The organism is Hymenobacter daeguensis (genome assembly GCF_054780555.1).
Genome location: NZ_BAAGWC010000001.1, coordinates 722,739 through 744,521 on the forward strand (window position 1 = coordinate 722,739; position 21,783 = coordinate 744,521).

16 protein-coding genes are annotated in these 21,783 nt (G+C 62.7%); 4 read left to right on the forward strand and 12 right to left on the reverse strand.

All coding sequences use genetic code 11. The annotated features are described in order from the left end of the window. Nucleotides 1-134 precede the first annotated feature (134 nt). From ACYVHT_RS03020 to bglX, 3 genes are all read left to right on the forward strand, one after another. Entirely contained in the window at nt 135-1,499 is a 1,365-nt protein-coding gene (locus tag ACYVHT_RS03020; protein WP_460547800.1) for a glucoamylase family protein, read from the forward strand. Between the two features lie 188 nt (nt 1,500-1,687). Next, nucleotides 1,688-3,442, forward strand: coding sequence for a family 43 glycosylhydrolase (locus ACYVHT_RS03025; RefSeq protein ID WP_460547802.1), 1,755 nt, complete (start codon nt 1,688-1,690; stop codon nt 3,440-3,442). Between the two features lie 135 nt (nt 3,443-3,577). Next, nucleotides 3,578-5,896, forward strand: a complete 2,319-nt coding sequence (bglX, locus tag ACYVHT_RS03030; protein WP_460547804.1) for a glycoside hydrolase family 3 protein — start codon at nt 3,578-3,580, stop codon at nt 5,894-5,896. A 61-nt stretch (nt 5,897-5,957) separates the two neighbouring features. Here bglX and ACYVHT_RS03035 read toward each other — a convergent pair whose 3' ends face one another. From ACYVHT_RS03035 to ACYVHT_RS03055, 5 genes are all read right to left on the reverse strand, one after another. Beyond that, nucleotides 5,958-6,770 carry a polysaccharide deacetylase family protein gene (locus ACYVHT_RS03035; RefSeq protein WP_460547806.1) on the reverse strand — a complete coding sequence of 271 codons (813 nt, stop codon included), beginning with the start codon at nt 6,768-6,770 and terminating at the stop codon, nt 5,958-5,960. Nucleotides 6,771-6,851: 81 nt separating this feature from the next. Continuing rightward, nucleotides 6,852-7,460: a hypothetical protein gene (locus ACYVHT_RS03040; protein ID WP_460547808.1), complete on the reverse strand. Its 609-nt coding sequence runs from the start codon at nt 7,458-7,460 to the stop codon at nt 6,852-6,854. A gap of 165 nt (nt 7,461-7,625) precedes the next feature. Beyond that, nucleotides 7,626-8,024 carry a cupin domain-containing protein gene (locus ACYVHT_RS03045; RefSeq protein WP_460547810.1) on the reverse strand — a complete coding sequence of 133 codons (399 nt, stop codon included), beginning with the start codon at nt 8,022-8,024 and terminating at the stop codon, nt 7,626-7,628. Nucleotides 8,025-8,305: 281 nt separating this feature from the next. Then, a complete protein-coding gene (locus tag ACYVHT_RS03050; protein ID WP_460547812.1) occupies nt 8,306-8,932 on the reverse strand; it encodes a hypothetical protein in 627 nt (208 codons plus the stop codon). Between the two features lie 210 nt (nt 8,933-9,142). After that, complete coding sequence (locus tag ACYVHT_RS03055; protein WP_460547814.1) at nt 9,143-11,878, reverse strand: MGH1-like glycoside hydrolase domain-containing protein; 2,736 nt, start codon at nt 11,876-11,878, stop codon at nt 9,143-9,145. 171 nt (nt 11,879-12,049) lie between these two features. On the opposite strand from ACYVHT_RS03055, the gene ACYVHT_RS03060 reads away from it, so the two are divergent. Next, nucleotides 12,050-12,484 (forward strand): DUF4174 domain-containing protein, encoded by a 435-nt coding sequence (locus tag ACYVHT_RS03060; protein WP_460547816.1) that lies wholly within the window; start codon nt 12,050-12,052, stop codon nt 12,482-12,484. A 7-nt stretch (nt 12,485-12,491) separates the two neighbouring features. Here ACYVHT_RS03060 and ACYVHT_RS03065 read toward each other — a convergent pair whose 3' ends face one another. From ACYVHT_RS03065 to ACYVHT_RS03095, 7 genes are all read right to left on the reverse strand, one after another. Next, nucleotides 12,492-14,405 (reverse strand): DUF294 nucleotidyltransferase-like domain-containing protein, encoded by a 1,914-nt coding sequence (locus ACYVHT_RS03065; RefSeq protein ID WP_460547818.1) that lies wholly within the window; start codon nt 14,403-14,405, stop codon nt 12,492-12,494. 100 nt (nt 14,406-14,505) lie between these two features. Beyond that, nucleotides 14,506-15,222: a 3'-5' exonuclease gene (locus tag ACYVHT_RS03070; RefSeq protein ID WP_460547820.1), complete on the reverse strand. Its 717-nt coding sequence runs from the start codon at nt 15,220-15,222 to the stop codon at nt 14,506-14,508. A 173-nt stretch (nt 15,223-15,395) separates the two neighbouring features. Then, a complete protein-coding gene (locus ACYVHT_RS03075) occupies nt 15,396-16,430 on the reverse strand; it encodes a LacI family DNA-binding transcriptional regulator (protein ID WP_460547822.1) in 1,035 nt (344 codons plus the stop codon). Nucleotides 16,431-16,597: 167 nt separating this feature from the next. Continuing rightward, nucleotides 16,598-18,754, reverse strand: a complete 2,157-nt coding sequence (locus ACYVHT_RS03080; RefSeq protein ID WP_460547824.1) for a beta-galactosidase — start codon at nt 18,752-18,754, stop codon at nt 16,598-16,600. 90 nt (nt 18,755-18,844) lie between these two features. Then, entirely contained in the window at nt 18,845-19,900 is a 1,056-nt protein-coding gene (locus ACYVHT_RS03085; protein ID WP_460547826.1) for a galactose-1-phosphate uridylyltransferase, read from the reverse strand. 149 nt (nt 19,901-20,049) lie between these two features. Continuing rightward, complete coding sequence (gene galK, locus ACYVHT_RS03090; RefSeq protein WP_460547828.1) at nt 20,050-21,219, reverse strand: galactokinase; 1,170 nt, start codon at nt 21,217-21,219, stop codon at nt 20,050-20,052. Nucleotides 21,220-21,510: 291 nt separating this feature from the next. Next, nucleotides 21,511-21,723: a heavy-metal-associated domain-containing protein gene (locus ACYVHT_RS03095; RefSeq protein ID WP_460547830.1), complete on the reverse strand. Its 213-nt coding sequence runs from the start codon at nt 21,721-21,723 to the stop codon at nt 21,511-21,513. Nucleotides 21,724-21,783 lie beyond the last annotated feature (60 nt).

Below are 21,783 nucleotides of genomic sequence, written 5' to 3' on the forward strand. Positions count from 1 at the left end.
TTTTGCATTCACTAAAAAGAACGTCATGCTGAGCGCAGCCGAAGCATCTCTACTGCAGTAGTAATCCAATTGACTCAACGAAGCGGTAGAGATGCTTCGGCTGCGCTCAGCATGACGTTCTGCTATCCTGTCTCATGTCTATAAAACCGCTGCTTCTCGCGCTCCTGCTGCTGCCCGGCGTCCTCCAGGCCCAGCAAAAGCCCGCGCCCAAAAAAGCTCCTGCCTCCACCGCCAAGTTCGACCCGCGCCAACGCCCCCGCAACCTCACCGATGAGCAGCTGCTCGACCTCGTCCAGAAGCAGACCTTCCGCTACTTCTGGGACTTCGGCCACCCGGTTTCGGGCATGGCGCGGGAGCGCAGCAACGTGGCCTACGACTACGGCAACGAAGTGGTAACCACCGGCGGCACGGGCTTCGGCATCATGGCCATCATCGTGGCCGCCGACCGCAAGTGGATTACCCGCGAGCAGGCCGCCACGCGCCTCTACAAAATGGTGCGCTGGCTGGAAAAAGCCGACTGCTACCACGGCGTATTTCCGCACTGGCTGAACGGCGAAACCGGCAAAGTCATCAAGTTCGGGGCGAAGGACGACGGCGGCGACATCGTGGAAACTTCCTTCCTGATGGAAGGCCTGATTTGCGCCCGCCAGTACTTCACCGCCGATACGCCGGTGGAGCTCGACCTGCGCAACCACATACTTTGGATGTGGGAAAACGTGGAGTGGAACTGGCAAACCCAGGGCGGCCAAAACGTGCTCTACTGGCACTGGAGCCCCAACAACGGCTGGAGCATGAACCACCAGATTCATGGCTGGAACGAGTGCCTGATAACCTACGTGCTGGCCGCCTCGTCGCCCAAATACGCCATCGACAAGCCCGTGTACGACCAAGGCTGGGCGGTGGGGCCGGAGTTCAAAAACGGCAAGGAATACTACGGCATCAAGCTGCCGCTGGGGCCGGATTTGGGTGGGCCGCTGTTCTTCACACACTACTCCTTCCTAGGCCTGAATCCACACGGCCTCAAGGACCAATACGCCGACTACTGGCAGCAGAACCAGAACCACACGCTCATCAACTACCAGTACTGCGTCGAAAACCCCAGGCACTTCAAAGGCTACGGCGCCAACACCTGGGGCCTCACCGCCTCCGACAGCTACCAGGGCTACGCCGCCCACAACCCCAAGGAAGATTTGAGCGTGATTTCCCCCACCGCCGCCCTCTCGGCCTTCCCCTACACGCCGGAGCAGTCGATGAAGGCGCTGAAGCATTTCTACTTCGACCTCGGCGATAAAATCTGGGGCGAATACGGCTTCGTGGACGGCTTCAGCGAGGAGCACAGCTGGCAGGCCAAATCCTACCTGGCCATCGACCAGGGCCCGATTGTGGGAATGATTGAGAACTATCGGACGGGGCTGCTGTGGAAGCTGTTCATGAGCTCGCCTGATGTGCAGCGCGGGCTGAGCAAGCTGGGGTTTGAGAGTGGGGCGGTGAAGAAGTGAGAACGATGATGGACGAAATCACAGAACGTCAGGCAGAGCGCAGCGAAGCATCTTGCTCGCGCCGCCTGATGAAACCTCACCCCCTGACCCCCTCTCCAAAAAAGAGGGGGCACCGGTTTTGCGCAGACAAAAATTATCCGGCTCCCCTCTCTTTTGGAGAGGGGCCGGGGGTGAGGTTTCGGCGTCAGGTGGCGCGAGCAAGATGCTTCGCTGCGCTCTGCCTGACGTTCTTATTATTCGCCTTCCCCGCTCCCGCCCAAACTCGCCCCACCTACTGCAACCCGCTCAACCTCGACTACGGCTACACGCCCATCCCCGATTTCGCCACCGCCGGCCGGCACCGCGCCACCGCCGACCCGGTTATCACCCGCTACAAGGGCGACTACTACCTCTTTTCCACCAACCAGTGGGGCTACTGGTGGAGCCACGATTTGAACCACTGGAAATTTATTCCGCGCCACTTCCTGCGCCCCGAGCACAAGGTGTATGACGACCTGTGCGCGCCGGCCGTGTTCGTGCTCGGCGATACGCTGCTGGTGTACGGCTCGACGCACGAGAAGAATTTCCCCATCTGGATGAGCACCAACCCGAAGGCCGACGACTGGAAGGAAGCCGTGCACGACTTCCAGATTGGCGCCTGGGACCCCGATTTTTTCCTCGATACCGACGGGCGGCTCTACCTCTACTGGGGCAGCAGCAACACGCTGCCGCTCTACGGCCAGCAAATCAGCCGCCGAACCTTCCAGCCCATCGGCGAGCCCAGGGTGATGTTTGGGCTGAACGACCAGCAGTTCGGCTGGCAGCGCTTCGGCGAATACCTGGACAACACCTTTCTCGCCCCGTTCATGGAAGGCGCGTGGATGACCAGGCACGGCGGCAAATACTACCTGCAATACGGCGCGCCCGGCACCGAATTCAGCGGCTACGCCGACGGCGTGCAGGTGGCCGATGCGCCGCTGGGCCCGTTCGTGCCGCAGCCGCACAACCCGTTTGCCTACAAGCCGGGCGGCTTTGCCCGGGGCGCGGGCCACGGCAACACCTTTCAGGATGCCTGGGACAATTGGTGGCACGTTTCGACGATGGTGGTGAACGTGAAGAACAACTTCGAGCGCCGCCTGGGTTTGTGGCCGGCCGGCTTCGATGCCGAGGGCACGCTGTACTGCAACACCGCTTTCGGAGACTACCCGCACTACCTGCCCACCGGCCCGGCCAACCACCTGCAGCCGCAGTTCACGGGCTGGATGCTGCTCAGCTACCAGCGCCCGGTGCAGGTGTCGAGCACGCTGGGCGGCTACCTGCCGAACTACGCCGTGGATGAAAATATCAAGACCTACTGGAGCGCCGCCACGGCCCGGCCCGGCGAGTTTATTCAGACCGATTTGGGCAGCCTGAGCACCGTGCGCGCCATCCAAATCAACTATGCCGACCAGGACGCTCAGTTTCTGGGGAAGTCGCTGGGCGTATTCCATCAATACAAGCTCTACCACTCGCTCGATGGCAAAACCTGGCAGCTTTTAGTTGATAAAAGCCGGAACAAAACCGACGCGCCGCACGACTACATCGAACTACCGAAACCGGTAAAAACCCGCTTCATCAAGCTCGAAAACGGGCACATGCCCACCGGCAAATTCGCCATCAGCGGCCTGCGGGTGTTCGGCCTCGGCAGCGGCGCGAAGCCGGCGGCGGTGCAGAATTTCGTAGTCTTGCGCACCGAGAAGGACAAGCGCAGCGCCTGGCTCCGCTGGGCGCCGGTGGACGGTGCCTACGCCTACAATATTTACACCGGCCTCGCGCCCGACAAGCTCTACTCCTGCATCATGGTGCACGGCGCCAACGACTACACGTTCAAAGGCATGGACAAGGACCGGCCGTATTATTTCACCATCGAAGCCCTCAACGAAAACGGCGTTTCGGCCCGCACGCCGGTGGCGCTGGCAAAATGACCGAACGATGTAGAGACGCGACACTTCGCGTCTCTACATCGTTGAACGACCAAACCGCGACGCTTAGAAGAACAACATCAGCAACGACCAGACGCGAAGTGTCGTGTCTCTACACCCTGCCCAAAACCCGCTCCCATGAAACGAATTCCCCTCGCCTCACTTTTCCTCGCCTTGGCCCTCACGCCCGCCGCGCAGGCTCAGAAAAAGCCCGCGCCCGCCGCCACCGCTCCCACTGCCGACCAGAAGATGAAGCAGTACATCGACGCGCTGATGGCGAAAATGACGCAGGCGGAAAAAATCGGGCAGCTGAACCTGGTGTCGGTGGGGTTCGACGTGACCGGGCCGGTGGTGAGCCAGGGCGTGGACGCCAACATCCGCAAGGGCAACGTGGGCGGCGTGTTCAATACCTACACGCCCATTGCCGTGCGCAAGCTGCAGGAAATGGCCTTGAAAGAGTCGCGGCTGCACATTCCGCTCATGTTTGGCTACGACGTCATTCACGGGCACCGCACCATTTTCCCCATTGCCTTGGGGCTGGCGGCCAGCTGGGATTTGAAAGCCATTGAGCAAAGCGCCCGCATCGCGGCCGAGGAATCGACGGCCGACGGGCTGAACTGGGTGTTTTCGCCCATGGTCGACATTGCCCGCGATGCCCGCTGGGGCCGCATCTCGGAAGGCGCCGGCGAAGACCCCTACCTCGGCTCGCGCGTGGCCGAGGCCATGGTGCGCGGCTACCAGGGCCCCGGCAACGACCTCACCAAAGCCAACACCGTGATGGCCTGCCTCAAGCACTTCGCCCTCTATGGCGCCGCCGAGGCTGGCCGCGACTACAATACCACCGACATGAGCCGCCAGCGCATGTACAACGAGTACCTGCCGCCCTACAAGGCCGCCGTGGAAGCTGGCGTGGGCTCGGTCATGTCTTCCTTCAACGACATCAACGGCACGCCCGCCACCGCCAACAAGTGGCTGATGACCGACCTGCTGCGCAAGCAGTGGGGCTTCCAGGGGTTTGTGTGCACCGACTACACGGCCATTCCGGAAATGAAGGAACACGGCATGGGCACCGACGAACAGGTGGCCGCCCTGGCCCTGAACGCGGGCATCGACCAGGACATGGTGGGCGAGGATTTCCTGAAATACACCGCGCAGAATATCCAGTCCGGAGCCGTGAGCAAGGCCCAGCTCGACGCCGCCTGCCGCCGCATTCTGGAGGCCAAATACAAGCTCGGCCTCTTCACCGACCCCTACCGCAACGTGAGCGCCGAGCGCGCCGGCAGCACCCTGATGAAGCCCGAGTTCCTGGCCGCCGCCCGCGACATTGCCCGCAAAAGCATGGTGCTTTTGAAGAACGAGCGGAATGCGTTGCCGTTGAAGAAAACCGGCAGCATCGCCCTCATCGGCCCGCTGGCCAACCGGCAGCGCGACGTCATCGGCAGCTGGAGCGGGGCCGGCGACTGGCACCAGGCGGTATCGGTGGAGCAGGGCCTGCGCGCCGCCGCGCCCGGCCTGAAAATCACCTACGCCAAGGGCGCTAACATCGCCGACGACCCGCAGATGATTGACCGCCTGCAGGCCCACGGCGGCGAGCTCGAAATCGACAAGCGCAGCCCCGAGGACATGATAAAAGAAGCCGTGCAGGTGGCCCAGAATGCCGACGTGGTGGTGGCCGTGGTGGGCGAGAGCCAGGGCATGAGCGGCGAGGCCGCCAGCCGTGCCGACATCACCCTGCCCGGCCAGCAGCTGGCCCTGCTGAAGGCCCTCAAAGCCACCGGCAAGCCGCTGGTGCTGGTGCTGATGAACGGCCGCCCGCTGGCCCTGAGCTGGGAAAACCAGAACGCCGACGCCATGCTGGAAACGTGGTTTGCGGGCACGCAGGCCGGCAACGCCATCGCCGACGTGCTGTTTGGCTACTACAACCCGAGCGGCAAAATCACGGCCACCTTCCCGCAGGTGGTGGGCCAGGAGCCGCTCTATTACAACCACAAAAACACCGGCCGGCCCTACGGCGGCGTCAAGCTCGACAAGTACAAGTCGCGCTACCTCGACGTGAGCAACGAGCCGCTCTATCCCTTCGGCTTTGGCCTGAGCTACACCACTTTCACCTACGGCAAGCCCACGCTGAGCAAGTCCACCATCGGCCCCGCCGAAACCCTCACCGTGAGCGTGACCGTGCAGAACACCGGCCCCGTGGACGGCGAGGAAGTGGCCCAGCTGTACCTGCGCGACCTGGTGGGCTCCATCTCCCGCCCGGTTTCGGAGCTAAAGGGCTTCCAGAAAGTGCTGCTGAAACGCGGCGAGAGCAAAACCCTCACCTTCCGCCTCGCGCCCGACGCGCTGAAATTCTACAACAACGACCTGAAATTCGCGGCCGAGCTTGGCGACTTCCAGGTGATGGTGGGCGGCAACTCGCGCGACGTGCAAACGGCGCCCTTCAAGCTGGCGGCGAAGTAGCGACGCCATTTCCCAAAAGCACGTCATGCAGCGCGCAGCGCAGCATGACTGTTCAGGTGGCTTATTTCAAATGCTCGTAGCGCGGCGTGAGGGTGCGCTGCGCCTTTTTCACGTTCACGTAGCGGGCCAGGTCGCGCAGGGCTACTACGTTGTAGTGGTTGTCGCGCAGGTATTGCAGGTATTCTTCGAACAGTTTGGGGTCGGTGGTTACCCAGTCGTGGGCGGTGTCGGGCACGCCGTGCACCGTCAGCACCACGATGCGGCCGTCGCGGGCCTGGGCCAGGGCAGCCAGCACCTTTTCCCTGGGCAGGCCGGAGATGCTGAAGCTGGGAATGAGCGCCGGGTGGTCGGTGGCGGGGTCGTAGGCGCGGCTGCCGCCGGCGCGGGCAAACGGGTAGCCGCGCTGGGCCAGCACGGCCGTGGCCGTGGGGTGCACATCGTAGCCGGGATAGGCAAACGTGACCGGCTGGCGGATGCGCCAGCGGCGGCAGCGGCTTTCGATGGAATCCAGTTCGGCGCCAAATTCAGCGGCCGACATTTTGTTGACGTGCTTATGCGTGAGCGTATGGCTGCCCACTTCAAACCCCAGCTTATCCAGCTGTTGGATTTGCGCCCAGCTCATGTATTTGGTCTTATCCGCAAACGGCGGCTCGCGGAACTCGCACACGAAAAACGTGCCGCCGAAGCCGTATTTTTTCAGCAGCGGAGCCACGTAGGTGGCGTGGCTCAGCACGGCATCGTCGAAGGTGAGGACCACCAGCTTGTCCGGCACCGGGCGGCGTAGCACCTGCGCCTGAGCCCGGGCCGGGCAAAGGCCATTCAGGCCCAAAATCAACAGCAGAAAAAACCCGCGAAGGGGCAGCAGCAGCTTCATGCGCAAAATCAGGACAGCAGCGGTGAACAACGCGGCAAGAAGCTCAGGCGGCCGGCGCCAACTGTCCTGTACTGTGCGGCGTTAGCGGGGCAGCTGTGCGCTGGCGGCCTCGCCCACGTGCAGCGGCGAGCGCGAGGGCAGCCGGATTTCGAGGCGAATGCCGCCGGTGGTGTCTTCGGCCGGGGCCACCACGCCTTTTACCACGCGGGTGGGGCGGGCCGAAGCCCACACCTGCACCGAGTCGCCGGGCTGCACATGCGCTTTTCTGGCAGTCCGGCTACCGATGGGCACCTGCAGGTAGCCATGCTTCGTGATGGTGCTCACCTGCGTGGTGGGCGTCACGTACTGGCCCACTTCTACCTGTCGCGCGCCCAGAAAGCCATCGTGCGGCGCCAGAATGAAATTGTAGTCGGCCAGCTTGGCCACCACGGCCCCGCGCCGCACATACTCGCCGGGGCTGAAGTAGATGCTGCGGATGCGCCCTTTTTTGTTGGCCAGCACCGGCTCGCTGCCCCCGGCACCAATAAGGCTGGTAAACAACACGGTGCTCGTGTCCGACCGAATGGCAGCGGGCGCGGGGCCCGCCGCCAGGGCCGCCACTTCGGAGGTCGATTTTATCCACCACCGGCGGCCAAACACAACGACGGCAATCAAAACAAAGGCAAGACCAATGAGGAGAGGTTTTTTCATAAAGCTTAGAACCAGGCTGATGATGCAGGCGGCAACCCGGCCGCCTACCAAAGCTACCGGTTATGCCGACAGAGACGTTGCGCCACGCAAAATATTTGGCCATTGGGCGGGCCAACGGCCACTTTCAGCCTGGCCGCTGCTCCAGGCCGTTCGGCCTTTTCCTCACTACTGGCCGTCGGCCAGGAAATGGTCGTCGGCCTCGGGCGCGAAGGGCAGGTAGAGCCGCTCCCACACCTCGCCCTCCATCAGCTCCCAGGTATGGCCGGGGCCTTGCACATCCTTCGCCACGAGGATGATGCCGGGCTCGATGATGAACGTTTCGCCGCTGCTCACCGTGAAGCGCAGCCGGCCCCGCAGCGTGACGACGTACTGCGTGCGCGGCGCGGCGTGCGGCAGGTTTTCGTTGTCATCGTGGGTTGCGGCGAAGGCGTAGCTCACGGCCAGGTGCGTGCCGGTGGGCAGCCGGCCGGTTTCGAAAGCGCAGCCGCCGTCGGGCGTGTTGAGCAGGCGGATGGCGCGGAGGTAGGTGGGGGTGGGAACTGCGTTCGCGGGTGGTTGGGTCATGTGCCTGAATTGGTGCGGCTGCTTCTATTGTTTGTTTGACAAATTTTGGCGACACCGAAGCATAGAACCTGTTTAGGAAGTCTGATTTGCCTATACGTCTGTCATCCTGAGCGCAGCGAAGGACCTCATCACATTAGAACAACGCCTATTCTGACGTGATGAGGTCCTTCGCTGCGCTCAGGATGACAACGATTTCGACTTTTTAAGCAGCTTCATGGTGAGCTTAGCGCAGTATAAGTAGCATGATTGCAAAGAATGCCTGCCATGTGTGCCAGTAAGTCCTATGGGACAAAAATCTTGCGCTCTTTGCAAAGCAGAAGCAGGTCGCCGCTCAGCCGATTCCGATTGGCCCGCAGGAAGGCCGCTTTGCAGGGCTGGTCAATATTATACGAGAAATTATTCCTATCTGGAGGCCCGGTAATATGCCACTTGCCGTCCACCTGCGATATTGCCGGTCCTGGCGAATACCTTACATTGTTGCCGTCGAGCACTGAATCAATCAGCCCATCCTTGTTATTAACCCACACCGCCACTACCGGGCTAAACTGAGAGGCGTTTGGGGCATATTTGCGGCAATTATTAAAAAGCCCTTCTGCGGCACGGCCATGAAAATTCCAGTTAAAATGGAATTCCGTTTCCTCAGGCCCTTTGTTCACTCGCAGAAGGGTTCGATGATAGGAAACCAGTTGCTGTAATGCTGCACGTAATGAGTCGTGAAGCGGCTGTCGCTTGCATACGCTACTGTCCAGATAGCTGGTATAGGCGCACCAGAGCGCCGTCTTATAATGCGCCTGCTCATGCGCATCAACCACCATTTTGGGGTAGGGAAACGCCTTTTCCTGCTGCTGAGCACAGGCGGCCAGGGAAGCCCCAAGTGCCATAGCCGCTGCTACTTGTTGGTACGTCATTGCATCGTTTCTTTAGCAGCATGAGCTATGCTATTCCGGCTGGCGCGTCCCTACCCCTACTGGCGTGCGTCTGCGACGCGTGCCCACTGGCTTCGAGCCTGCGGCTCGGGCGTTGAACTAATGCCCCAAACGACACCACGACCCGAGCCACAGGCTCGAAACCAGTCGGCACGCGTCGCAGACGCGCGCCAGCACCGCCAGCCCGTGCCCCTACTCTACCCGCCGCACGCGCAGGTAATCCAGCATGGCCTGGTTCACTTCGCCGTTCATGTTCTGGTTGGCGGGCTCGTAGGCTAGCGTGAGGGTATTCCTGCCGGCTTCGAGGCGCACCAGGAGGGGGTTCGAGAAACCCCAGTTGCTCCATTCCTCCACGCCGCGCTGGGGCAGCACCACGGTGCCCAGCAGCTCCGGGCCGCGCCGCAGCGTGCGGATGGCGCACTTGTTATTGGTGTTGATGGGGCCGTTGCCGTTGGCGTAGCGGAAATCGAGGGCGTAGAGGCCGGCCTCGGGCACCGTGACGGGGATGGTGAGGGCCTTGTTTTTTGTGGTGCTGATTTCGATGAAGCCCTTGCCCGTGTAGCCCTTGTAGGGCAGCGCGGCTTTCGGGGCTACGGTTTCGAGCTGCACCTGGGGCGCAGCAGCCACGGCCGCGCCGGTTTCCAGGGGCTCGCTGGCGAAGGACTCGCGGCCGGCATCGTCCACGGCAATGACCTGATAGACGGCAAAGGGGCCGGCCGGCACCACGTATTCCGTGGCCTTGATGGTGGTGATGAGCGCGCCGTTTTTCAGCACCAGAAACTCGTCGGCGTTTTCGTCTTTGGTCCAGGTCAGGCGGCCTTTGGCGAAGGCGACGGTGGGCGTTTCGGGCGAAACGCGGTCGGGCACGCGGTTCACGGGCTGGGGGGCCGGGGCCTCGCTGCTCAGGGCGATGACAACCTTGTGGCGGCCCGTGAGGCCGGCCGAAATGGCGGCATCCGCCAAGGGCTGGCCATCGAGCGTAATGCTTTGGATAGCGTTGCCGAAGCCGGTCATCTCCACGTCGAGCACCGCCTTGCGGTAGCGGAAGCCGTCGAGCCGGCGCTGCCCGGCAAACGCCTGCGGCACAAACGGCCGAAATACCAGCTTATCGCCCTGGTACTGCATGCCAAACAGCACCTTATACACCAGGCTCAGGCTGCCCGAAAGGCTCCAGAGCATGTTCGAGGAGTTGATTTGGGTGCCCGCGAAGTCGCCGTTGCGGGCCACGAAATTCTCCTTGTTGGTCAGAAACAGCGCCGCCGGCCGGTAGATGGCGGCCATGCTTTCCATAAGCGAGGCCTCGTTGCCGGCCCTGGCGGCGGCCAGCGCCCAGAAGCTCTGCACAAAGGGCCACACGGCATCGTTGTGGTAGGCCGGAATGCCCGGAATCTGCGGGTAGATGCACGAAATGCCGTAGGGCGTGGTCGGCGTTTTGCTCACCACCTGCTGCGCCCGCTCGCCTTCGGCAATGCCGAAGAGCACGCACAGGGCCTCGCCCAGCGCCTCGGCTTTGGGCGAGAGTACCAGCGCGGTACGGCCATACAGGTACTGGCCATAATAGCCCTTGTCGGTCTGCCACAGGTGCTGGTTGATGCCGAACTTGATGGCCTCGGCCTGGCGCTTGTACTGCGCCGCCACGCCGGGCTGGCCAAGCTTGGCGGCCATCTGGGCCAGCACGATGTTGCCCTGGTAGTGGGCGGCGTTGGTGCCCAGGTTTTCGCTCTGGTAAATGTCCACCGGCTGCATCCAGCGCGGGTAGGTTTGCTCGCGCCAGTCCAGAAACGACGACTCGCCGCGCACCAGGCCGGTGGCGGGGTCGTAGGCGTTCTGCACGTCGTCGGCAATGCTTTGCCGGATGATGGGGAACACCTTGCGCAGCCAGGCCTCGTCGCCGGTGGCCTGGTAGATTTCCCACGCCGCCGTGGCCCAGATAATGCGGTCCGTGGAGCACGGATACGCGCCGCCCGTGCCGGTGTCCTGAATGATGCGCCCGCTCGGGCTCACCTTGCGCATGAGGCTGTTCATGGCCACTTTGGGCTGCAGGGTGGCCTGCGCCAGGATGATGCTGTAGCTCACATCGCGGGTCCACACACCGGCCCACTCCTTGCCGGTGCGGAAGGTGCTGTCCGGCTCCACGGCGCGGCGGGCTTCTTCCAGGGCCAGGTTGTAGAGCGCATCGGCCAGCGGATAGTCGGAACTGTACTGCGGGAAATCCGACGTTTTAACGCTCTTTTTCCAGCTCTGCGCGGTGGTTTTGGCAGCGGCGGGCTGGTTCAGCGTCAGCGTCACTTCGTAGATGCCGTCGCCGTCGGCATCCTTCATTTCCAGCTCGGGCTTGTTGGTCAGGTTGTCGAAATCCCAGCTCAGCGGCGCGGTGCCGCCGGCAATGTACACGTGCTTGAAATCCTGCTGGTACAGCTTGTCGCCCTTGAAGGTGGTGTAGAAACCGTCCTTCTTGAACGCCGCCAGCACCGGCCGCATATCCAGCCGGATTTTTACCGGCGTGTTCGGGGCCAGGTAGGTGGTGGCGGTGGCCGGCGTGGCATCGGCATAGCGCTTGCCAAATACGATGGGCGGCGTCTCGATGGGCCCGCCGCCGGGCCGGGGCACGGCCAGCAGCAGGTGGTTGAGGCCCGGCGCCATTTCGTTGTCCTTGCCGTTGATGCTGAACTTGAACTCCACGCGCGGACTCTGCTGGTCGTTGGCGGGGCTCACGTAGTTGGAAACCAGCTCGGTGCTGGAGAGGGCGCGGGCTTCGTACTTGCCCTGCACCACTTTGTCGCGATACAAAGTGTAGGCGTCGGATTGCCAGATGGGAGTTTGCACAACGGGAGCAGCAGTAGTGGCCACGGCGGGCTTCTGCGTCTGGCAGGCGCTGAACAGGCCGAGGGAAAGCAGGAAGCCGGTGGCGAGAATGGGGGATTTCATCAAGAAGTAGGAGCGGCGAAAAGGACGCGGGCATGCAAATTACGGCGTTTTCGGCCGGCCGGGTTGGATGCCGGGACGCCTGCTTGCGGCTCGGCGTAGGCGCCGTTCCGGCAAACTGTTCAACGTTGAGATGCCCGGATGCGTCTTTGCATCAGCATCCCCTTCCGCGCCATGAAACCTCTGCTGCCCCTCGCCGCCCTCCTTCTGCTGAGCCTGCTCACCCTCACCGCCCAAACGCCCAAACCCATGCCCCTGGAACAAACCCTGCGCGAAAGCCGCTGGAAGAAGCGCGTGCTGCTGGTAGCGGCCCCCGATGGCGACTACATCGATGTTAAAACGCAGAAAGCCCTGCTGGCAACAAAGCAAACGGAATTAGCTGAGCGCGATTTTCTGGTGCTGGAAGTGCTTTACGACCACCTTTCCGCCACCGACCAGCAATTTCTGACCCGAAAGCTTGGCGTGCAGCCCCCGAAGTTCGCCGCCATACTCATCGGCAAAGACGGCGGGGTGAAGGAGAAAAGCAGCGTACCCATCCTGCCGGACGACCTGTTCCGCACCGTGGACAAGATGCCCATGCGGCGCGAGGAGATGCGCAAGAAGTTCTAGCGCCCCCCTACCCCAACGACTTGGTGAAGCCCACTTTAATCTTCAGCTGAAAGTCCGAAATCACCTTGAAAATTTCCTTCAGCGTCACCTGTTCCACCTTCGTCAGCGTTTTGGGGTCGAGGAAGTTATCGGGCACCACGTTGTCGCTGATGATTTGGACGGCCTGCTTTTTCAGGCGCACGCCCATCAGGTAGTAGTAGGCTTGCAGCAGCTCCTGGGTTTCGCGCTCGGTGAACACGCCGAGGGTTTTCAGCGCGTCCAGCCGCTCGCCGGTATTGGTGGCGAAGATGCGGTGCTTGAGGGCGTACATGCGCACCAAATCGACGATGGGCGACATGGTGCGCTTGAGATTGAAGACCTGCTGCGAGCCGTGCGTGAAGGTGCGGATGTTGTTGAAAAACGTGAGCGGCGGCTCGTACTGCAGCGCGTTCACGGCCATGTAGTGGAAGAAGCGGTCCACGGGCTTTTGCAGCTCCACGGCCAGAAATTCGTGCAGCTCGTCCATGATGGTGGCGTCGCCGTAGAGGTAGCGGCAGTCGAAGGAGGCGGCGAACTGCATGCCGGTTTCGGGGTTCGAGTCGGTCATCCACTCCACGTAGTTGCGCTTCCAGTGCGAGAGCGAGTGCGTCCACTTCGGGTTTTTGGCCATGAAGCCGCCCTCGCAGTAGCTGAACCCGATTTCGTTGAGCTGGTCGCTCACCATCTCGGCAAATTGCAGGAAGTAGTCGCGCACCAGCTCGCGGTGCTCGTTGGCCTTGTCTTCGTAGATGATGGCGTTGTCCTGGTCGGTGAGCAGGGTTTGCTCCTTGCGGCCCTCGCTGCCCAGCACCATGTACACGAACTTGGCCGGCGGCGGCCCCAGCTCGGCAATGGCGCCCTCAATCACCTTCAGCGCAATGGTATCGGACACGGTGGTGATGACCTGGTTCACGATTTCGGGCTTCACCCCCCGGTTCAGGAGCTGGTACACCATTTCGGGCACCTGCTCCCAGCGGCGCTTCAGCTCGGGCACGGCCTGGGCCTGCTTCACGCTCTGAATGAAGATGAACGGCGACTCGGCCTGGTCGTCGGTCAGCAGCTTGTTGCGGCTGATGAAGCCCACGTACTCGCCGTCGGTTTCGACCAGCAGGTAGCGCGTCTTGGTCCGGAACATCAGCAGAATGGCCTCATACACAAAGGCCCGCGAGCTGATGCTGACCACCGGCGCATCCATAATGGTTTCGACCGGCTGGCTGGCATCGGCCTGCACGGCCACCACTTTGTCGCGCAGGGTGATGTCCGTCACGTAGCCGATGATGTGGCCGTCCACGTCGGCATTGGTGATGAAGTAGCAGCTGGTGCGGGCCTCGGCCATGCGCCGCGCCACTTCCGAGATGGGCGTGTAGGCCGCGCACAGCACCGCCGGACGCAATTCCAGCGTCTCAATCCGGCGCGAAAACAGCTGGTCCGACGCCAGGTAGCTTTGGTTGGAGCTGGTGGCGGGGCGCACAAAATGGGCGTATTCCTCGTTCAGCATCCGCTGGCCGTAGCGCATCGTGAAGAAGTGGAAAAACGCCTCGTAGCCCTGGCACAGCGCCAGAAACTCGCGCCGGTGCAGGAAATACACGCGGGTGTTTTTGCGGGCCAGCACCGTGCGGAGCGACTTCTTCCGGTTCAGCAGCAGCGACACGCCGCCGTAGCAGTCGCCGCGCCGGCTGTGCTCTACCACGCGCCGGTTCTGCTGGCTGTCGTAGAAAAACGTCTCGTACTCGCCCTCCACGAGGATGTCGAGCCCGCGCAGTTTCGTGGCGTCCTGGTAGTAGATAATGGCCTCGCGCGGGTGGCGCACTTCTTCCAGGCCCTCGGCCACTTCGGCCAGCACGTCCTCGGGCAACAGGTTGAAGGGCGTGACGGTGCGCAGAAAATCGAGCTTGTCGGACATGGGAGGCGGCAGGTGGTGGGCGGGTAAAGGTAAAACGGCTGGCTGAACGTTCTTAAAAAAGCGTCATGCCGTGCGTCCCTTGCCACAATTACTTCCTCGCTTACGCAATCAGCAAAAACGCCAGCAGCACCAGCACCACCGTGCCCACCAGCAGCCACGGGGCCACACCGATTTGCAGCTTGCGGGCAGAGGACATCGGCTGCTGCAGGCCCACGGGCGGGCCCTGTTTGCGCATGGTTTCGTCGGTGATGATGCCCTGGCGGCGCATCTCGAAGTAGCAGCGGGCCGCGGCGCGCGAGTCGACCAAGGCATCGTGCGCGTTTTCCAGCGTTTCGTGAAACAGCCGCTGGTACAAGTCGCCCAGCCGCAGAAAGCCTTCCGTGGCGGGGCGCAGCAGCGGGCCGGTGGCGCGCATGGTGCAGAACATGGGCAGGCCCAGCATGGGGTTGGTGAGGCCGGCGCGGTGGAACCCCACGCCCACCATGTGAAAATCGAGCTGCATGAAGTGAGCCACCACCTGCGGCTTGTAGCGCAGCAGGTCCTTGTGCAGCAGCTGCATCACGGCGTGGCGCGACTCGCCTTTTTCGCGCAGAAACTCCAGCGTGAGGCCGTGCACGCTGCCGGCGGCCGGGTCCATGTCGTAGTCGTTGGGCTGGATGTAGTGGTTTTCGGCCTTCACTTCCTGGCCGTCGGGGGTGCACACCACCCAGGCCAGCTGCGCGATGTGCGGCCAGTTGCTGCGGCTGGAATACGGCTTGTTCCAGTCGCGCGGAATGCCCGAAGTTTCGGTATCGACAAACAGCAGGTAGTCTCTCACAGCGCAGGCAGCAGGGCGGCGGAATCAGATAACAAAATTCGTCACGAAATGACTTGGTTTCGGAGGTAATTGTTTTTCCCTGTCATCCTGAGCGCAGCGAAGGACCTTGTCACGGCTGAACGGGTTGTTCGAACGCGACCAGGTCCTTCGCTGCGTTCAGGACGCCGCACGATTCAGCGCCCTTCCTGCGGGCCCTGCGACGACTCCCGCGTCATCAGTTTGGGCTGAATCACAATCTTCCGGGGCGCAATGTCGTGGCCGCGCTCCTGCACCATTTCCAGCAGCAGGCGCATGGCGGCCTGGCCCATGGGCTCGCAGCACTGGTCCACGGAGGTGAGGCGCGGCTCGGTGAGGGAGCAGAAGCTCTCGTTGCTGAAACCGGCCAGCGCAATGTCCTGCGGAATGCGCAGGCCGCGCTCCTTGAGCACCAGCATGGCCCCCACGATGGTGAAGTCGCTGGCCGAGAACACGGCATCGGGCGGGTTGGGCAGGGCCAGCAGCTGCTTCATGCCCACGTCGCCGTCTTCCTGCCACATGTCGCTGAAAATCACCAGCTCGTCTTCCACCGGCAGGCCGTATTCTTCCAGGGCCTTGCGGTAGCCGCCGAAGCGGTTGATGTAAATCTGGAGGTGCTGGGGGCCGCCGAAGTGCGCAATGCGGCGGCGGCCCTGCTCCAGCAGGTGCTTCGTGGACTGGTAGCCGCCCTGGAAGTCGTCGAGCTCCACGGCGTTGAACTTGTCGCTGTCGAGAATGCGGTCGAAAAACACCAGCGGGATGTCGCGCTTCGCAATCTTGTCGAAGTGCCTGAAATCGTGCGTGGGCCGCGCTATCGACACCATAATGCCGTCGACCTGCGCGTTTATCATCGTGTCCACGTTTTTCTGCTCCTGCTCATAGTCTTCGTTCGACTGGCAGAGCAGCACGTTGAAACCGGCCTTGTTGGCCACGGCCTCGGCCCCCTTCATCACCTGCGAAAAGAAGTGCCCGTCGATGTGCGGCACAATCACGCCCAGCGTGTTGCTGCGGCCCTTGCGCAGGGCGGCGGCCAGGGCATTGGGCTGGTAGTTGAGCTCCTCGGCCAGCTTCCATACCTTTTCGCGCGTGGCGGCGCTGATGCGGGCGTGGCCGCTCAACGCCCGCGAAACCGTCGAAACGGCCAGGTTAAGCTCTTTGGCAATATCGGAAATGGATGCGCGCTTGTGGGACAAGTCGAGAAGAGGTTGGTGAGTGGGTGGTCAAATGTATATCAGAAGCTCGTTATGCCGAGCATATGACAGTAGCGCGAACTTTGTAGTTCGCGTACCCGCGCCGTCAAAGCCGCGCGGGTTAAAAACGTTCTGCCACGCGAACTACAAAGTTCGCGCGACTGACCGCGCTACTCCTGCCACACGGCCACGCCGCCGGGGGCCACCTCGCGGGTGCCTACCAGCAGCTTAGCCCCGGCCGGAGCAGGCACGGGCTGCTTCTCGGAGCCGAAATTGGTGGCCACCCAGAAGCCGTCGCGCCAGTTCACCACAAACTGGTCGGCCAGGGTTTCCACGGGCACGTTGGCGGCGGCGTACACGCGGCGCAGCACGTCGCGCTCCAGGTCGCCGGCCAACGATTCTACGCCCACGTAGGTCACGGTGCCTTTGCCCAGGCGGCGGGTCGTCACGGCCGGGGAGCCGGCGTAGAACTGGTCGGCGTAGCTGGCCAGGGCGGTGGTGCCGGGGTTGGGCGTCAGCAGCTCGGCCCAGGAGCCCCAGCCGTAGCTTTTGCCATTGAAGCTGACCTGACCTTGCAGCTGGCCGGGCAGCATGTCGAAGGGCCGGTCGTTGAACTTCGCACCGATGAGGTCGAGGATGGGGGCGGCCCAGGGGCCTTCCCAGAGCATGCCGCGCCGGTCCTTCTGGCCCGTGCGGGCCGTGAGGACGAGGTGGCCGCCGGCCTGCACGTAGCTGGTCCAGCGGTCTACCAGGGCTTTGTCGAGCAGCTGGTAGGCTGGCGCTACCAGAAACGGGTATTTGCTGAAATCCTGGTCTTCGGTGATGACGTCGACCGGGCAGTTCAGGGTTTTGAGGGCGCCGTAGTAGCGAAACAGGTGCCCCATCGTGTTCCAGCGCGTGGTGGAGGGGTGGTTGTCGAGGTCGTAGCGGTTGTCGTAGCTGTAGAGCACGGCGGTGCGGCGGGCCGCATAGCGGGCCGGCATCACGGCGTTGGGCTTGCGCAGCTTCCGCAGCTGGTTGATTTCCTGCATGGCCTGCGCGTATTCGAGGCCACCGGGCAGGGGCGTCACGCCATCGGGCCCCACAAAACCGTAGTGGTACAGCTCGCTGCCGGCGCGGGGCTGCCGGTAGCGGTAGGAGCAAATCAGCTTCGCGCCCGAGCCGAATGAGTGCATCAGCCACATGTGCACCGCGCCGGGCAGCGGCTGCGGGTTGATGTCGCCCCAGTTCACCTGGCCCGGCTGCAGCTCCATAATGCCCTCGCTGCCGTTGAGCGGGCGCATAAAATCGTGCATAAAGCCCAGCATCGAGCCGTTGCCGAGCCGGTAGGCCAGCGGGCCGTTCTGGGGAAATATGTCGCCGTGCACCGGGTACACGGTCCAGGTCACGAGGTCCAGGTCCTGGCGCGACAGGGCGGGGTTCACGTCGCGGTGGGTGGCCATGTGGTTGGTGGTCACCCACTGGTTTTTGGCGTACCGGCGCAGCGTGGTGGCCTGGTCGCGGATGTAGTCGGCCGCCTCAGCGGCAAAAAACCGCTCGAAATCCAGCAGGGCGTGCGGGTTGGGGTCGGCCACCAGCTCGGCCTGGTTGGGAATGCGGACCTGCTCAAAATTCTGGTAGAGCTGCGACCAGAACGTGTTGCCCCAGTCGCGGTTCAGGTTGTCGATGGTGCCGTACTTCTGCTTTAGCCAGGCCTGAAACCGGGCTTTGCTGAAGTCGTCGTAGGAAAACTGGCGGCCGTAGTGGCTCAACTCATTGTCAATCTGCCAGCCCACCACGGCCGGGTTCTGGCCGAAGCGCCGGGCCAGCTGGGCGTTGATGTTGGCCACGTACTGCCGGAACACCGGCGAGCTCCAGTTGCCCTGCTGGCGGGTGCCGTGCTGCTGGCGGCGGCCCTGCGCGTCCACCATCAGAATTTCGGGGTGGTTTTCGGCCAGCCACACGGGCGGGGTGGCGCTGGGCGTGCACAGCACCACTTTCAGGCCGGCTTTGCTGGCCAGCGTCACGGCCCGCTCCAGCCAGTCGAGGGTGTATTTGCCTTCCTCCGGCTCGTAGAGCCCCCAGGCAAACTCGCCCATGTGCACGAACTCCAGGCCCAGCCGGCGCATGTTGGCAAAGTCGCGCGCCCACTGGCTTTCCGGCCACGCCTCGGGGTAGTAATAAACCCCGATGGTCATCATGTCGGCCGCCGGGAAGTAGTCGGGAGCGGCTTTCGGGGCAACAGTCGCTTTCGGAGCCCTGGGTGGTTTCTGGGCCGATACAGCAGGGGAATTCAGCAGGACAAGACCGGCCAGCAGGCCGCCGAGCAGGCGGGTTGGGTGGGGCATAGCAGTGTGTTCTTACAGATTAAAACAACAGACCGTCATGCCGGGCGCAGCCGAGGCATGACGGTCTGGGTATTCGATTAACTCATTCTTCTATTCCGCCGGCACGCCCTTGTAGTGCACCTCCGACTGCTCGCGCAGCCGCCCGGCGCTGAACTCGGGCGTGATGTCGCGCTGCGGGTCGCCCAGCATCTCGTAGCCCACCATGAACTTGCGCACCGTGGCCGAGCGCAGCAGCGGCGGGTAGAAATGCATGTGCAGGTGCCACTCCGGGTGCTCCTCGCCATCGGTCGGGCGCTGGTGCAGGCCGGCCGAGTACGGGAAGCTGATGTTGAACAGGTTGTCGTAACGAATGGTGAGGCGGCGGATGATGTCGGCCAGGGCGTCGCGCTCCTCTATGGTGAGCTGGGTCACGTCCTGCACGGCGCGGCGCGAGATGACGATGGTTTCGAACGGCCACACGGCCCAGAACGGCACCAGCACCACGAAATGGTCGTTTTCGATGACCACCCGCTCCTTCTTCTCCAGCTCAATTTTGAGATAGTCGGTCAGCAGCGTGCGGCCGTGCTGCTGGTAGTAGGCCAGCTGCTCCACGCTTTCCTTGGCGGGCTCGCCGGGCACGGTGCGCTGGGCCCAAATCTGGCCGTGCGGGTGCGGGTTCGAGCAGCCCATCATCGGGCCTTTGTTCTCGAAAATCTGCACGTAGTTGATGTCCGGCCGGGCCCCGAGGGTCTGGAATTCCTCTACCCACAAATCCACCACCTTCCGAATGGCGGGCGTGGTCATCTGGGGCAAGGTCAGGTCGTGGCGCGGCGAGAAGCAGATGACGCGGCACACGCCCGACTCGGCCTCGGCCCGCAGCAGCCCGCCTTCGTTGATGCCGCCGGTGGGCACATCGGCGGTCAGCGCCCCGAAGTCATTATTAAAAACAAAAGTGTCGGTGTACTTCGGGTTTACCTCGCCGCCCACGCGGGTGTTGCCGGGGCAGAGGTAGCAGGTGGGGTCGTAGGCGGGACGGTTGTCCTGCTCGGTTTCTTCCTGCTGGCCCTGCCAGGGGCGCTTGGAGCGGTGCGGCGACACAAGGACCCATTCGCCGGCCAGGGCGTTGAAACGACGGTGCGGGTGTTCGGTGGAATCGAAAGAAGCCATGATATTGAGCGTTTTTTTGTCTTAATAACAACGGTCATGCTGAGCTTGTCGAAGCATCTCTACCGCTTCGTTGCATCAGCATTAATTACTTGCACGATAGAGATGCTTCGACTGCGCTCAGCATGACGTGCTTTAATTCTATTGAGCAGCTATTCAGCGACGACCTCCCCCACCCCGTCCACAATCGTGGTCTGGTAGGTTTCCAGCTTCAGGCTGAATTTCTCCTCGTACGCCTTGCTCACGCTGGCAATGAAGTCGTCCACCTTGTCGGGCGCCACCAGGTTGATGGTGCAGCCGCCGAAGCCGCCGCCCATCATGCGCGAGCCAAACACGCCGGGCGCGGCCTTGGCGGCCTCCACCAGCACGTCGAGCTCGGCGCAGCTCACTTCGTAGTCGTCGCGCAGGCCGGCGTGCGAGCCGTACATCTCCTTGCCGAACCCGGCCAGGTCGCCCGCGTTCAGGCAGTCGCAGGCCCGAATCACGCGGGCATTTTCCTGCACCACGTAGGCGCAGCGGCGGTACACGGTGCCGCCCAGCTCGCTCTTCACGGCTTCGAGCTGCTCCATGGTGGCATCGCGCAGGCTGCCAATGCCCTGGTAGTGCTGCTGGAGCACCGATACGCCGCGCTCGCACTCCTGGCGGCGGGTGTTGTACTCGGAGCTGGCCAGGCTGTGCTTCACGCCCGAGTTGCAGAGCACGATGCGGGCGGCGTTGGTGTCGAAGGGGAAATACTCGTAGGCCAGCGAGCGGCAGTCGAGGCGCACCACCTGGCCGCCGCGCCCGAAGAGGCTGGCAAACTGGTCCATGATGCCGCACTGCACGCCGGCGTAGGTGTGCTCGGCAAACTGGGCGATGCGCGCCAGCTCCATTTTGGGCAGGTTGGTTTTCAGGAAATGGTCGAGGGCGAAGGCCAGGCCGCACTCCACGGCCGCCGACGACGACATGCCCGCGCCCATGGGCACGGTGCCGGCAAACACGCAGTCGAAGCCCGGCACGGCGTGGCCGCGCAGCTGAAACTGGTTGGCCACGCCCAGCAGGTAGTTGGCCCAGTGCGTGGCGCTGGGGCTGATTTCGGCCGCGTTGGCCAGCTCAAAATCCTCGCCCAAATCATAGGCTACCAGCCGGATTTTCTCGGTGCCGTTCAGGCCCACGGCAAAGGTCATGGCCTTGTCGACGGCGGCCGGCAGCACGAAGCCGCCGTTGTAGTCGGTGTGCTCGCCAATGAGGTTGACGCGGCCGGGAGCGCGCACCAGCAGCGGCTCGTAGCCGAAGCGTTGTTGAAAATCGGCCTGAACGGCATGGGTCAGGGAAGTGGGCATAGGAAACAATGGGATGGGAGGGACAGAAAAGCAGCATATACTACGCTGCCAGCTTGCGCAAGGCCGAAATAAACAGCCCGGCCAGCGGATTTGCGGCCGGAAAATTAGCACAAATTTTTCACTTTATGCAAACGTTTGCGTTAATCTTTGCATAACTCCCCGCCCCGGCCCTGCTGCGCGCAGGCGGCCCCGGCAGGGCGCGGCAGAATGCCCTGAGGGCCGGCACAGGGCACAAAAAAGCGGCAATTCCAATTGGAATGGCCGCTTTCGGCAGGAAGCGAAGGCGGGCTGCTAAGCCAGCGCCTGAATCTCGAAGCCGGCTTCCTCTACCGCCTTCACGACCTGGCTGGCAGTGGCCTGAGGGGCCGTAACGGTCAGGATTTTATCCGGAGTGGCGGTATCGACCTGCCAGTTATTGGCCCCCACTTCCTGGTTGAGCGTGGGCGTGACGGCGCGGATGCAGCTGCCGCAGTTGATGGTGGTTTTGAAGCGAAGGGTGGACATGGCGGGGAAAGTATAAGCGGTAAATCAATGGCCGGCGCGGGGGCACCGCAAGAGCCAAAC